At 63.5% G+C, this 12,673-nt stretch carries 15 protein-coding genes; 3 read left to right on the forward strand and 12 right to left on the reverse strand.

All coding sequences use genetic code 11. From position 1 onward, the window contains the following. Positions 1-45 precede the first annotated feature (45 nt). Positions 46-972 carry a bifunctional helix-turn-helix transcriptional regulator/GNAT family N-acetyltransferase gene (locus QFZ94_RS28630; RefSeq protein WP_429461034.1) on the forward strand — a complete coding sequence of 309 codons (927 nt, stop codon included), beginning with the start codon at positions 46-48 and terminating at the stop codon, positions 970-972. A 77-nt stretch (positions 973-1,049) separates the two neighbouring features. On the opposite strand, the gene QFZ94_RS28635 is transcribed toward QFZ94_RS28630, so the two are convergent. Further along, positions 1,050-1,862, reverse strand: a complete 813-nt coding sequence (locus QFZ94_RS28635; protein ID WP_429461036.1) for a MetQ/NlpA family ABC transporter substrate-binding protein — start codon at positions 1,860-1,862, stop codon at positions 1,050-1,052. Between the two features lie 271 nt (positions 1,863-2,133). Between QFZ94_RS28635 and QFZ94_RS28640 the strand changes: the two genes are divergently transcribed. Continuing rightward, positions 2,134-2,424, forward strand: coding sequence for a YciI family protein (locus QFZ94_RS28640; protein WP_368587228.1), 291 nt, complete (start codon positions 2,134-2,136; stop codon positions 2,422-2,424). Between the two features lie 76 nt (positions 2,425-2,500). On the opposite strand, the gene QFZ94_RS28645 is transcribed toward QFZ94_RS28640, so the two are convergent. From QFZ94_RS28645 to QFZ94_RS28665, 5 genes are read right to left on the reverse strand one after another with little or no spacing between them, the layout of a single operon-like run. Further along, positions 2,501-3,130, reverse strand: a complete 630-nt coding sequence (locus tag QFZ94_RS28645; protein ID WP_410848195.1) for an SCO family protein — start codon at positions 3,128-3,130, stop codon at positions 2,501-2,503. 4 nt (positions 3,131-3,134) lie between these two features. Continuing rightward, positions 3,135-4,040 (reverse strand): heme o synthase, encoded by a 906-nt coding sequence (gene cyoE, locus QFZ94_RS28650; protein WP_429461039.1) that lies wholly within the window; start codon positions 4,038-4,040, stop codon positions 3,135-3,137. 5 nt (positions 4,041-4,045) lie between these two features. Further along, positions 4,046-5,155: a COX15/CtaA family protein gene (locus QFZ94_RS28655; RefSeq protein ID WP_429461041.1), complete on the reverse strand. Its 1,110-nt coding sequence runs from the start codon at positions 5,153-5,155 to the stop codon at positions 4,046-4,048. A 22-nt stretch (positions 5,156-5,177) separates the two neighbouring features. Next, positions 5,178-5,864, reverse strand: a complete 687-nt coding sequence (locus tag QFZ94_RS28660) for an SCO family protein (RefSeq protein WP_368587225.1) — start codon at positions 5,862-5,864, stop codon at positions 5,178-5,180. Between the two features lie 51 nt (positions 5,865-5,915). Next, positions 5,916-6,632 carry an SURF1 family protein gene (locus QFZ94_RS28665; protein ID WP_429461043.1) on the reverse strand — a complete coding sequence of 239 codons (717 nt, stop codon included), beginning with the start codon at positions 6,630-6,632 and terminating at the stop codon, positions 5,916-5,918. A gap of 111 nt (positions 6,633-6,743) precedes the next feature. Here QFZ94_RS28665 and QFZ94_RS28670 point away from each other — a divergent pair, with 111 nt between their 5' ends. Next, a complete protein-coding gene (locus QFZ94_RS28670; RefSeq protein ID WP_008921867.1) occupies positions 6,744-6,953 on the forward strand; it encodes a twin transmembrane helix small protein in 210 nt (69 codons plus the stop codon). A gap of 190 nt (positions 6,954-7,143) precedes the next feature. Here QFZ94_RS28670 and QFZ94_RS28675 read toward each other — a convergent pair whose 3' ends face one another. The 6 genes from QFZ94_RS28675 to coxB form a co-directional block, all read right to left on the reverse strand. Beyond that, on the reverse strand, positions 7,144-8,001 hold the full coding sequence (locus QFZ94_RS28675; RefSeq protein WP_429461046.1) for a cytochrome c oxidase subunit 3: 858 nt from the start codon (positions 7,999-8,001) through the stop codon (positions 7,144-7,146). Between the two features lie 125 nt (positions 8,002-8,126). Beyond that, the gene (locus QFZ94_RS28680; protein WP_018419310.1) at positions 8,127-8,336 is read right to left on the reverse strand and encodes a DUF2970 domain-containing protein; all 210 of its coding nucleotides are present in this window, start codon (positions 8,334-8,336) and stop codon (positions 8,127-8,129) included. A gap of 50 nt (positions 8,337-8,386) precedes the next feature. Beyond that, entirely contained in the window at positions 8,387-9,013 is a 627-nt protein-coding gene (locus QFZ94_RS28685; protein WP_410848199.1) for a cytochrome c oxidase assembly protein, read from the reverse strand. 42 nt (positions 9,014-9,055) lie between these two features. Then, the gene (locus QFZ94_RS28690) at positions 9,056-9,190 is read right to left on the reverse strand and encodes a cytochrome oxidase small assembly protein (protein ID WP_368587222.1); all 135 of its coding nucleotides are present in this window, start codon (positions 9,188-9,190) and stop codon (positions 9,056-9,058) included. 125 nt (positions 9,191-9,315) lie between these two features. Further along, positions 9,316-10,929, reverse strand: a complete 1,614-nt coding sequence (gene ctaD, locus QFZ94_RS28695) for a cytochrome c oxidase subunit I (RefSeq protein WP_368587221.1) — start codon at positions 10,927-10,929, stop codon at positions 9,316-9,318. 44 nt (positions 10,930-10,973) lie between these two features. Further along, positions 10,974-12,611, reverse strand: a complete 1,638-nt coding sequence (gene coxB, locus QFZ94_RS28700; RefSeq protein ID WP_410848201.1) for a cytochrome c oxidase subunit II — start codon at positions 12,609-12,611, stop codon at positions 10,974-10,976. Between the last annotated feature and the right edge of the window lie 62 nt (positions 12,612-12,673).

The following is a 12,673-nucleotide window of genomic DNA, read 5'->3' on the forward strand; positions in this document are numbered from 1 at the left end:
TATAGTGCGCTGTACCGACCACAAAAAGTTTCGGGGGAGCCGTCCTTGACTGATTCCGAGGCGCTGCGGCGCGCTCAGGCCGTCCGCCATTTCAATCGCTTCTATACCCAGTGCATCGGCGCCCTGCACGAGCATCTGGCGCGAAGCGAGTTCTCGCTGACGGAAGTGCGCGTGCTGCACGAGCTATCGCGTGCCCGTGCGCAGACCGCATCGGTGCTCGGGCGCGCGCTCGGACTCGATAGTGGCTATCTGAGCCGCTTGCTGACCAGTTTCGAGCGACGCAACCTGATCTCGCGCCGCCCGTCCGACACCGACGCGCGCCAGTCGCTGATCGCGCTCACCGAGCACGGCCACGCAACCTACGCGCCGCTCGACGCTGCCGCCATCCACGAAGCACTCGGCCTGCTCGACAAACTCAGCGCGCTATCGCAGGAGCAGTTGATCGCCGCGATGAAGCTGATTGAGCGGCTGCTCGGCGACCAGCCGAAGCATGAGCTCGTGGTGCTGCGTCAGCCGCGCGCCGGCGAATGCGGCTGGCTCGTGCATCGGCAGGCGCAGTGGTTCGCCGCGCAGTACGGTTGGGATCACACGTTCGAGGGCTTGCTCGCGCGCGTCGTCGCCGAGTACGCGCAGCGCAACGACCCACTGCGCGAGAAGTGCTGGATCGCTGAACAGGAAGGTCTGGTGGTCGGCTCGGTTTGCCTCGTCGGGGTCTCGACGACGGTCGCTGGCATACGCCTGCTGTGGGTCGAACCGGACGTGCGGCGACTCGGCATCGGCACGCAGCTGATCAGCGAATGCGTGCGCTTCGCGCGGCGCGCGGGCTACACGAAGCTGACGCTGACCACCGCGAACGGATTGGCGGAGCCGCGGCGGCTTTGCGAGCGCGCTGGGTTCAAGCTGGCCGACAGCGCGACGCAGCGCCGCTTCGGCCACGATCTGATGATCGAAAGATGGGAGTTGGAGCTATAAAAAAAGCACGCGCCTGTGCGGCGCGTGCTTTTCTCGATGCTATGCGACTGCGCGTGTGATCGCGCCGAACGCGTCGCTTAGAACGACGGCACCATCGAACCCTTGAACTGCGTCTTGATGAACTGGCGCACGTCTTCCGACTGATACGCGGCGACCAGCTTCTTCACCCACGGCTGCTCCTTGTCCTTCGTGCGCACGGCGATCAGGTTCGCGTACGGGCTGTGGATGTCTTCGAGCGCGATCGCGTCCTTGGTCGGCTGCAGGCCGGCGGCCAGCGCGAAGTTCGTGTTGATGACGGCGGCATCGACGTCGGCGAGCGAACGCGGCAGTTGCGCGGCGTCGAGCTCGACGAACTTGATCTTCTTCGGATTGTCGACGACGTCGAGCGGCGTCGCGTTGTTGCCGCCCGTGGCCGCGCCGTCCTTCAGCTTGATCAGGCCTTGCGCCTGCAGCAACAGCAACGCGCGATTTTCGTTCGACGGATCGTTCGGCACCGCGACCTTCGCGCCTTGCGGCAGGTCCTTCAGCGACTTCAGCTTCTTCGAGTACGCGCCGAGCGGCGAGATGTACGTGAGGCCCGCGTTGACGAGCTTGTAGCCGCGTTGCTTGATCTGGCTATCGAGGTACGGCTGGTGCTGGAAACTGTTGGCGTCGAGGTCGCCCGCGTCGAGCGCGGCGTTCGGCTGGATGTAGTCGTTGAACTCGACGACCTTTACGTTCAGGCCTTCGCGCTTCGCAACCTTGGTGACGACTTCCCAGATCTGCGCGTCCGGACCGCCGATCGTGCCGACCTTGATGACCTTGTCGTCGGCGTGCGCGCCGAAGCTGGTGAGGATCGCCGCGCCGGCGACGACTGCGGTGAGGGCTTTGAGGATATTTCTGCGCTGCATGTGTTTCTCGCTGTTGCGGTTCGACTTTTTGAGTCGATGGCTCCGATGGATGCCGGAGTCGGATGAAAATGGGCGGCGCTCCGGTTCGTGCCGGTGCGCCGTCGGCCAAGCCCAAAATTGTTTCATACGAGCGGCAAGTTGGAAAATACCCTTAGCGCATATGGATATGCATAGCGCGAGCGCGCAGGCTAGCGCGACGCAAAACCGCAGCTAACCGATAATCTGGAGCCGTGGCCTCGCACGGCCCACTCAACCGCCACTGAGAACGACCATGTATCTAATCAACCTGATCTACACCGCCCCGCTCGATCGTATCGACGACGCGCTCGACGCACATCGCGCGTTTCTCGCAACGCAGTTCGACGCGGGCATCTTCGTCGCGGCCGGCCCGAAAGTGCCGCGCGACGGCGGCATCATCATCGCGGTGGGTATAGAGCGCGACAGGCTGGATCGCATTCTCGCGAGCGATCCGTTCGCCGAGCAACAGCTCGCGCGCTACGAGGTGACGGAGTTCAAGGCAACGCGTGTCGCGCCGGGGCTGAATTTGCCGACGCCGGTTTGAGCGCGAGTTGCGAAGAGGAGATCGATGCGGGGACACGTGAGCGGCGTCGCGATAAAAAAGCCGCATGCGATGCGCGTCAATCGAGCAGAAGCTTGAAGTCGTGCACCCACGGCGTCGCGCCTTGACCATCGCGCGCGAACAGACGCAGCTTGCCGTCCGTGTCGAACACATAGCTCGCGGCCGTGTGGTCCATCGTGTAGCTGTCGGGCGTCTTGCCCGGCACCTTCGCGTAGTAGACGCGGAAGTCTTTCGCGAGCTTCGCCAGTTGCTCTTCGCTGGCAGGACGCAAGCCCACGAAGCTCGGATTGAACGCCGGCACGTATTGCGCGAGCAACTGCGGCGTGTCGCGCTCGGGGTCGAGCGTGACGAACAGCACCTGCACCCTCTTGGCGGCTTCCGGACCGAGTTGCTGCAACGCCTGTGACAGCTCGGCCATCGTCGTCGGGCAGACGTCCGGGCAATGCGTATAGCCGAAGAACAGCACGACGACCTTGCCTTTGTAGTCGGCAAGCGTGCGAATCTTGCCGGACGTGTCGGGCAATGAGAAATCGCTGGCGAATTGTGTGTTGCCGGTGATGTCCAGATTCGTAAAAGCCGGCGGCTGCTTGCCGCAACCGGTCATCAGCAGTGTGCTGCCCAACGCCGCGCCGAGCGCGCAAGCGATCACAGCGGCGCGCGCGACGCGCGCAAAGCGGTTGTTGAGCATGGTGTTACGCGCCGATTACGACGCGCGCATAGTGGTCGATCAGCAGCGCGGCGAACAGCAGCGACAGATAGACGATCGAATAACGGAAGGTTTTGCGCGCGAGCTCGTCTGAATACTCCCGGTAGATCTTCCACGCATACGCGAGAAACACGGCGCCCAGCAGCACCGCCGCCGCGAGATACACGACGCCGCTCATGCCGGAGATGAACGGCATCAGCGTGACCGCGAACAGAATGACCGTGTAGAGCAGGATATGCAGTCGCGTGTACTTTTCGCCGTGCGTGTTCGGCAGCATCGGCAGGCCGGCGTTTTCGTAGTCTTTGCGGCGATACAGCGCGAGCGCCCAGAAATGCGGCGGCGTCCATACGAAGATGATCAGCACGAGGATCCATGCGTCGCCGGGCACGTGGCCCGTGACCGCTGCCCAGCCGAGCGCCGGCGGCATCGCGCCCGACGCGCCGCCGATCACGATGTTCTGCGGCGTGGCCGGCTTCAGCAGCAGCGTATAGATGACCGCATAGCCGACGAACGTGGCGAGCGTCAGCCACATGGTCAGCGGATTGGCGAACGTGTACAGCGTCCACATGCCGAGGCCGCCGAGCACGGCCGAGAACAGCAGGATTTGCGGGGTAGTGATTTCGCCGCGCGCCGACGGACGCCACGACGTGCGGCGCATTTTCGCGTCGATCTGCTGCTCGACGAGGCAATTGATCGCGAACGCGGCGCCGGCCAGCAGCCAGATGCCGACGGTGCCGCCGATCAGGACGGTCCACGGCACCATAACCGGCGTCGACAGGAACATGCCGATGACCGCGCAGAATACCGCGAGCTGCGTAACACGCGGCTTGGTCAGTGCGAGATATTGGGAGACCCGGCTGCCGGGCGATTGGGAGAGTGTTGTGCTGTCCATGTGAGTCACGCTGGCGCGGCTTCGCGCGCAGGGATCGCAGCGCGGCCGGGACGGCTATAAGCGATCCGAAAGTTTAACATAACGAGCAATAGCAGCAGGATCGCGGCCCCGCCGTTATGGGCGACCGCGATCGGCAACGGCCATTGCAGCACGATGTTCGACAAGCCGGTGATGAACTGGATCAGCACCACCAGCAGCACGCCGTTGGCGGGTCGCCGCAGCGACTCGAAACGGCGCATCTTCACCGCGAACCACACCAGATACGCGATCACGGCGAACGCAAACGTGCGATGCGTCCAGTGAATCGCGACCAGCGCATCCTGGGTGATCACGTCGCCGTCGCCGGTCATGCCGAGCGCGCGCCACAGATGAAAGCCGTGCGCGAAGTCCATCGGCGGAATCCATTGGCCGTTGCAGGTCGGGAAGTCGGTGCACGCGAGCACCGCGTAGTTCGTGCTGACCCAGCCGCCCAGCGCAATCTGCAGTACCAGCAGACCAAGAACCGCGAGCGCCGCCGCGCGCCAGCGCGCGGCCTCCGGCTCGTAGGCGGGCAGCGGCGTCAAGCGCGCCGCGAGCCAGCCGAGCGTGCCGAGCAGCGCGAGGCCGAGCAGCAGATGCGTGGTCACGATGATCGGCTGCAGCTTCATCGTCACGGTCCACGCGCCGAAGGCGCCCTGCACGACGATCAGGAGCAGCAGCGAAGTCGGCCACCACGGTGACACATGCAGCGGACGACGCTTGATGCGCGCCGTCCACGCGATGACCGTTTGCGCGATGATCAGCACGCCGATCGCCATCGCGAAGTAGCGGTGGATCATTTCGATCCACGCCTTCGTCATGCTGACGGGGCCGCTCGGCATCGCCTGGTAGGCGGCGGAAATCGCCGCGTGCGCGATGAACGGCGACGACGTGCCGTAGCAGCCGGGCCAGTCCGGGCAGCCGAGGCCCGAATCCGTGAGGCGCGTGAAGCCGCCGAACATCACGAGGTCGAGCGTCAGGAAGGTGGTGAGCCAGACCAGCTTGCGGAATTTGTTGTCGTCGGCCTTGACCCATACGTAGGACAGCGGCAGCAACGCGATACACAAGCCGATCAGGCCCAGTTGCAATACGAACATCTCATTTACCCAGGTTGCGGCTTCAGCCGATGGTCGACCACTTGAGCAGCTTGGTCAGGTCGCCCTTGATCTTGCTCGGGTTCGCGTCTTTCGGAAAACGCATCATCAGATTGCCGTTCGGATCGACCAGGTAAATGTGGTCGGTGATCTGCGTGCCGGTGTCGGCGGGCAGCCACGCGGCAACCTGCGCCGGATCGGCGATCAGCATGTCGGTGTTGGGGTAGGCGGTTTGTATCACATCGGCGACCTTGTCCGCATCGGTGCGCAGCCACACCTCCACGACGCGCTCGCGTTCCGGGCCCTGCGCTGCGCGGATTTGTCGCATGAAGTACAGCTTTGTCACGCAAGCTTTGTCGCACGCGCTGTTGTCGACCGAGATCATCAGCCAGCGGCCGTGCAGCGACGCGAGCTTCAGCGGCTTACCGTCCTCGCCGGTCACCACGAGCGAGTCGGGGATCGGCCGTTGCGGGTCGATCAGCGTGCCGTAGTTCGTGCTACCGCCGGTCGGCTTGATGACGTAGTACATGAAGTACGAGATCGCGATCGGCGCCGCGCAGATCACCGCGAGGAGCAGCAGCACCCAGCGGCCGCGCCGCCACGAACCCGGGCCGTTCGGTTGGCCGGGCATCGGCCTGGCCGCGGCGGGTTTGCCGGTGGGTTTGTCAGCGGGTTTGCCAACTTCCGGCGAACGGGGAGTATGAGTCGACACTACAGAACCTCTTTCAATGTTTGAACGGCGGCGAGCCGTGCCTTGCGTTCTTCACGCGCCCGGCGCGTGTTCTTTTTTGCCCGCGCGGCGCGCCGCATACAGACCGAACGCGAGCGCAGCGGCGGCCATGCCCCACCACTGCAGCATGTAGCCGTAGTTGCGTTCGACGCCGGTGGTCGGCGCGGGCCAGTCGCGCACCAGGCCGTCGTGAGTGTCGCCGATCTGCTGGATCACGAACGATTGCAGCGGCAATCCGGTTTCCGCGGCGTACGCGGCGACATCGAGATTCTGCCGGATCAGGTGATGCGCGGCCGATCCGCCCTCGCCGAGCTCGAACGCGCGTGACGCGTCGGCTCGCGCAATCCCTTCGATCTCGACCTCGCCCGACGGCGTCGTATACGGCGCGATGGTCTCGCGATTGCTCAGGTTGCGCGGCAGCCAGCCGCGATTGACGAGTACATAGCCGCCGTCGGCGAGTTTAAAAGGCATCACGACGTAAAAGCCCGGCTGATCGTTATACGGACGGTTATCGAGGTACACGACCTTGTCCGCGACGAAACTGCCGCGCGCCTTCACGCGATGAAACTCGACGTCTTTCAGCGCGAGCGGCGTCGCGCTGACGGGCAGCGCGGGCGCGTTCTCGAACTGCGTGATGCGCGCCTCGAGCGCTTCCTTCTGATGCGCGCGATCGCGCTGCCAGAAACCGAGCCGCACCGTCACGACGACGACCAGCAGGATCAGCAGCACGGGAATCAGGCGAAACTTCATTGCAGGTACTCCGTCATCGCGTGCAGGGCCGCCGGGAACCTGCGGCAGACGCCCGCGCGCGGTGCGATAATGAGTGTCTTGCCACTGCGCTTTCCGGTTTCAGTTGGTTCCATGCACATTATCGTTCCCATCGCCTTTGCTCTGATCATCGCCAGCATGGTGTCGGCGCTGTATTTCATGATGCACGACAAAGGCAAGACCAAGCGGATGGTCTGGTCGCTCGCCACGCGGGTGGGCCTGTCGATCTCGCTGTTCCTGTTCATCCTGTTCGCACACTGGATGGGCTGGATTCAGTCGACCGGGATTCCGTACGGGCGCTGACGCTCGCGGATAAGTCGCCGGCGCAATGCGTCGGCGGCAAAAATTTTCCCGCCACCAAACAAAACGCCGCCCTGACAGGTCGAGGGCGGCGCCGCATTCATCCTTGCATACTGCTCGTGCGCGCCGCCTGACAGGTGTTGCGCACGTCCCGCGCCTGCGCCGACGTGCGGCGCGCGCGGGTCTGACTGCATTACAGCCAGTACACGACGACGTACAGACCGAGCCACACGACGTCGACGAAGTGCCAGTACCAAGCCGCGCCTTCGAACGCGAAGTGATGTTCCGGCGTGAAGTGGCCACGAATCAGGCGCACCAGCACGACGGCGAGCATCGTGCCGCCGAGGAACACGTGAAAGCCGTGGAAGCCGGTCAGCAGGAAGAACGTCGAACCGTAAATGCCCGAAGCCAGCGTCAGGTTCAGCTCGTGGTATGCATGGAAGTATTCGAAACCCTGCAGGAACAGGAAGCACACGCCCAGCACGAGGGTCGCCGCGAGCCACGCGATCGCCTTCTTACGATGGTTGTCGCGCAGCGCGTGGTGCGACACCGTCAGCGTCGCACCCGACGACAGCAGCAGCGCCGTGTTGATGGTCGGCACCGGCCACGGCTGCATCGACTTGTAGGTGCCCACGAGTTCGGCCGGGCCGTTGTTCGGCCACACCGCCGTGAAGTCCGGCCAGATCAGCTTGTAGTCGAGGCTGCCCAACTGATGCATCGCGATTTCGCGAGCATAGAACAGCGCGCCGAAGAATGCGCCGAAGAACATCACTTCGGAGAAGATGAACCAGCTCATGCTCCAGCGGTACGAGCGGTCGACGTTCTTGCCGTACATGCCGCCTTCCGACTCGGCGATCGCGTCGCCAAACCAGTGCCACAGCGTAAAGAGCAGCCACAACAGACCGATGAGCACGCCGAGCGGCGCCCACGTGTGGTCATTGATCCACGCCGCAAGCGATCCGAGCATGACCAGCAACCCGGTAGCGGCGCTGATCGGATGCCGCGACGGATGCGGTACGAAATAGTACGGGCTCTCGTTTTGACCGCTCATTCTTGATTCTCCACTTCAGTCCAGTTGTTCCGGAATCTCCGGCTGTATCTTCGGCGGCGCGTCGATACCGCACCGCTTCTCTCTAATTCGTGGGCTCTTCTGTGCTGCTGTGCCCTGCTACTGCCTCAACCGACCACGAGGCGCACGACCAGAATCAGTACCCCGATCAGAACGGCCGCACCGATCAGCGCCGCCACGATCACATGCAGCGGGTTCAGCTGCGTCGCGTCCGCCTCGAGATCGCGGCGCTTGCGCACGCCGAAAAACGACCAGAACACCGCGCGCATCGACTGACCGAAACTGCTCTTGCGCGGACTGCCGCCGTTATCGTTCATCTCGCTTCGTCTTCCTTCGTTCGTCCGCGGCTCGCGCCGTCCAAGCTGCTTCAGGCCGGCTTCGCGGGAGTGGCTGCGGCGTTGTTCACTGCATTCCCCTTCGGCGCCGCGTCATCCGCGCTTGCCGCCGCCGGCGTGTTCAACTCGAAAAACGTGTACGACAGCGTGATCGTCTTCACGTCCTTCGGCAACTTCGGGTCGACCACGAACACCACCGGCATCCGCTTCGTTTCGTTCGCGTTCAACGTCTGCTGCGTGAAACAGAAACACTCGATCTTCCTGAAGTACTCGGTCGCCTGCTTCGGCGCGTAGCTCGGAATCGCCTGCGCACGGATCGTGCGCGACTGCTCGTTGCTGACGTCGTACATGACGGTCGTCACTTCCCCCGGATGCACGTCCAGACTGCGCTGCTCCGGCTTGAAACCCAACAGGCCGCGTGCGTTCGCATCGAATTCGATCGAAATCGTGCGGCTCATGTCGACCTGCGTATTCTTCGCCTCGCGCGCCGAAACGTCGCGCTGCACGAGGTTGTTCACGCCCGTGATCTGGCAGATCGCGCGATACATCGGCACCAGCGCGAAACCGAAACCGAACATCATCAAAGCGACGACGAACAGCTTGATCAGCATCGAACGGTTGAAAGAGCGGTCGGCCTCGGCCGGCGGTTGCGTCGACATCTGAATCCTCAACAAACCTGCATACGGACTGCGACTGCGGTGTTAGCTGAACCAGCACTGCTTCAGAATGATGCTCGCGAAAAACACCGCGGCGATTGCGAACATCACCAACCCTATGCGCCTGTTGCCCGTGAGAATCTGCTCCGGCGTACGTCTTTCCTGTGGATTGCGCGTCATGCTCGACTTTCTGAATACGGTTCTTGACTGGTGAGACCGCCCGACTGCAGCCGCCTCGCGAAGCGCCCAGTCCCGGTAGCGGCATGTGTCGCGCCGCCGGAACCCGGCACTTCGCCGGATGACGCTTATTCGACGGTAGGCGGATGCTCGAACGTGTGGAACGGAGCCGGGCTCGGCACGGTCCACTCGAGGCCCGTTGCGCCGTCCCACGGCTTATCGCCCGCTTCGACGAGCTCACCGCCACCACGGTAAGCCGGCAGCGCCACCGCGAACAGGAAGTAGACCTGCGACAAACCGAAGCCGAATGCGCCGATCGAGATCACCTGGTTCCAGTCGGTGAACTGTGCCGGGTAGTCCGCATAGCGACGCGGCATGCCCGCGAGACCGACGAAGTGCATCGGCAGGAACGCGAGGTTGAAGAAGAACATCGACGCCCAGAAGTGGATCTTGCCGCGCGTTTCGTTGTACATCCAGCCGGTCCACTTCGGTGCCCAGTAGTACCACCCGGAGAACAGCGCGAACAGTGACCCCGCCACCAGCACGTAGTGGAAGTGCGCGACCACGAAATAAGTGCCGTGATACTGGATGTCGAGTGGTGCCATCGCGAGCATCAGACCCGACAGGCCACCGAACGTGAACACGATCAGGAAGCCCACCGCGAACAGCATTGGCGTTTCGAACGACAGCGCACCGCGCCACATCGTCGCGACCCAGTTGAACACCTTCACGCCGGTCGGCACCGCGATCAGCATCGTCGCGTACATGAAGAACAGCTGGCCCGTCACCGGCATGCCGGTCACGAACATGTGGTGCGCCCAGACCATGAACGACAGGATCGCGATCGACGCGGTTGCGTACACCATCGAGCTATAGCCGAACAGCGGCTTGCGCGAGAACGCCGGAATCACCTGCGAGACGATCCCGAACGCCGGCAAGATCATGATGTACACCTCGGGGTGGCCGAAGAACCAGAAGATGTGCTGGTACATGACCGGGTCGCCGCCGCCTGCCGCATTGAAGAACGACGTGCCGAAGTGACGGTCGAACAGCACCATCGTGATCGCGCCCGCGAGAACCGGCATCACCGCGATCAGCAGGTACGCGGTGATCAGCCACGTCCAGACGAACATCGGCATCTTCATCAGCGTGAGGCCGGGTGCGCGCATGTTCAGGATCGTCACGACGATGTTGATACCGCCCATGATCGACGACGCGCCCATCAGGTGGACCGCGAAAATCGCGAAATCCATGCCCGGGCCCATCTGCGTGGACAGCGGTGCGTACAGCGTCCAGCCCGCGGCGGTCGCGCCGCCCGGCGAGAAGAACGAGCCGACCAGCAGGACCGCCGCGACCGGCAGCAGCCAGAAGCTGAAGTTGTTCATCCGCGCGAAAGCCATGTCCGATGCGCCGATCTGCAGCGGCACCATCCAGTTCGCGAAGCCGACGAACGCCGGCATGATCGCGCCGAACACCATGATCAGCCCGTGCATGGTGGTCAACTGGTTGAAGAACTCAGGACGCATGATCTGCAGGCCCGGCTCGAACAGTTCGGCACGGATCATCAGCGCCATCACGCCCCCGGACAGGAACATGGTGAACGAGAAGATCAGGTACAGCGTACCGATGTCCTTGTGGTTGGTGGCGAACAGCCAACGGCGCCAGCCGTGCGGCGTTTCGTGGGCATGGTCGCCGTGCACGTGCTCGTGGCCCGCGACTACATCGTGTCCGATGCTAGACATGAATATCTCCTAAAGCGAATTCTGCGGTGCTGACCATGAACACGTCAGGCTGCCGGGCTGATCTGAACGCGCCGGGCTTCCTTCGCGTCGGTGCCGCCGGTGATCGTCTCCGGCTTCTTCAAAATAATATGGTCTTCGGCAATGCCGGCTGCTTTCAGTGCGTCGCGAACGGCCTCGGCACGACTCTTCGCGAGCTTCGCGTTGACGTCGGCGGAGCCGGTTGCGTCGGTGAAGCCCGACAGCGTGAATTTCGCGTCCGGATGCGCTTTCGCGTAGGCCGCGGCCGCGTCGACCGCCGCTTTCGCGTCGGCCGGCAGCGTGCTCTTGCCGGTCTCAAAGTAGACGCTCGCCGGCAGAGTGGCCTCGGCGCTATTGGCAGCCGTCGCGCCTGCGTCAGTGCCCGACGCTTCAGCCGGCGCCGAAGCCGCTTCCGCACCCGATGCCGCCGCCGCGCCGCTTGCCGCGGCACCCGCCTCGGCCAGATGGTTGCCGCCTTCGGGCAGCTTGCCGTTGCGCGCGTCGGTGACCTGCTTCGGCTGCAGGATGTCGCCCGTGTGGTTGCCCCAGGAGTTACGTTCGTACGTGATCACCGAAGCGATTTCGACGTCGTTCAGCGTCGGCGCCCACGAAGGCATCGCGTTCTTGCCCTTCAGCACGAGGCTCACGTGCTGACCGATCGGACCGTTGGCGATCTTGCTGCCGTCGAGCGCCGGGAATGCGCCCGCGCCCTTGCCGGTCGGCTGGTGGCAGACTGCGCAGTTCGCCGCGTAGACCTTGCCGCCGCGCTCCATCAGCTCGGCCATCGCGTAGGTCTTGTTCGGATCGTCCTGGCCGGCGGCCATTTTCTTCTTCTCAGTGTCGACCCACTTGGCGTAGTCGTCGTCAGACAGAACTTCGACGACGACCGGCATGAACGCGTGTTCCTTGCCGCACAGCTCAGTACAAAAGCCGCGGAACGTGCCGGTGCGGTCAGCCTTGAACCACGTGTCGCGCACGAAGCCGGGGATCGCGTCCTGCTTCACGCCGAAGGCCGGCACGTACCAGGAGTGGACCACGTCGTTGGCGGTGGTGATGATGCGGATTTTCTTGTTGACCGGCACCACGAGCGGGTTGTCGACCTCCTGCAGATACAGCGTGGAGATCGGCTCGCGGCCTTCGGTTTGCGCGCGCGGCGTGGCGAGCGTGGACAGGAAACCGATGCCCTCGCCCGGACCCTTCACGTAGTCGTAGCCCCACTTCCACTGGTAGCCGGTGACTTTGATCGTGAGGTCGGCGTTCGAGGTGTCCTTCATCGCGACGACGGCCTTGGTGGCGGGCAGCGCCATCAACACGACGATGATGAACGGCACGATCGTCCAGATGATTTCGACGGTGGTACTTTCGTGGAAATTGGCTGCCTGGTGGCCCTTCGATTTGCGGTGCGCGAAGATCGAATAGAACATCACACCGAATACACCGACGAAAATCACGGTGCAAAGGAGCAGCATGAACATGTGGAGGTCGAACAGCTCCTGAGCGATTCGCGATGCAGGCGGCTGGAGATTGATCGCGTTGACGGCAGGGCCGCCCGGAGCATCGCCCACTGCCAGGGCGGCACCGGCGAAAAGCAGTCCGCTCGTCGCCAGCACGCTCATGAGCGCTCGCTTGATTGTTTTCATAGCTTCCTTACCCAAATTTTCCATTCAAACCCCTCGACCCCGCTGGCAGCGTGTCGCGCCCCCTTGAACGCCGCGCGTCCGGCACC

This window comes from Paraburkholderia sp. JPY465 (assembly GCF_050436725.1).
Classification (GTDB): Bacteria; Pseudomonadota; Gammaproteobacteria; order Burkholderiales; family Burkholderiaceae; genus Paraburkholderia; species Paraburkholderia youngii.

What these genes read in the sequence shown, in the direction of transcription:
- QFZ94_RS28670 (WP_008921867.1), top strand. Translation starts at nt 6,744, where the DNA reads ATGCACATTATCGTTCCCATCGCCTTTGCTCTGATCATCGCCAGCATG.
- QFZ94_RS28690 (WP_368587222.1), bottom strand. Translation starts at nt 9,190, where the DNA reads ATGACGCGCAATCCACAGGAAAGACGTACGCCGGAGCAGATTCTCACG.
- QFZ94_RS28645 (WP_410848195.1), bottom strand. Translation starts at nt 3,130, where the DNA reads ATGCTCAACAACCGCTTTGCGCGCGTCGCGCGCGCCGCTGTGATCGCT.
- QFZ94_RS28640 (WP_368587228.1), top strand. Translation starts at nt 2,134, where the DNA reads ATGTATCTAATCAACCTGATCTACACCGCCCCGCTCGATCGTATCGAC.
- QFZ94_RS28655 (WP_429461041.1), bottom strand. Translation starts at nt 5,155, where the DNA reads ATGTTCGTATTGCAACTGGGCCTGATCGGCTTGTGTATCGCGTTGCTG.
- ctaD (WP_368587221.1), bottom strand. Translation starts at nt 10,929, where the DNA reads ATGTCTAGCATCGGACACGATGTAGTCGCGGGCCACGAGCACGTGCAC.
- QFZ94_RS28675 (WP_429461046.1), bottom strand. Translation starts at nt 8,001, where the DNA reads ATGAGCGGTCAAAACGAGAGCCCGTACTATTTCGTACCGCATCCGTCG.
- coxB (WP_410848201.1), bottom strand. Translation starts at nt 12,611, where the DNA reads ATGGAAAATTTGGGTAAGGAAGCTATGAAAACAATCAAGCGAGCGCTC.
- QFZ94_RS28665 (WP_429461043.1), bottom strand. Translation starts at nt 6,632, where the DNA reads ATGAAGTTTCGCCTGATTCCCGTGCTGCTGATCCTGCTGGTCGTCGTC.
- QFZ94_RS28635 (WP_429461036.1), bottom strand. Translation starts at nt 1,862, where the DNA reads ATGCAGCGCAGAAATATCCTCAAAGCCCTCACCGCAGTCGTCGCCGGC.
- QFZ94_RS28685 (WP_410848199.1), bottom strand. Translation starts at nt 9,013, where the DNA reads ATGTCGACGCAACCGCCGGCCGAGGCCGACCGCTCTTTCAACCGTTCG.
- QFZ94_RS28680 (WP_018419310.1), bottom strand. Translation starts at nt 8,336, where the DNA reads ATGAACGATAACGGCGGCAGTCCGCGCAAGAGCAGTTTCGGTCAGTCG.
- cyoE (WP_429461039.1), bottom strand. Translation starts at nt 4,040, where the DNA reads ATGGACAGCACAACACTCTCCCAATCGCCCGGCAGCCGGGTCTCCCAA.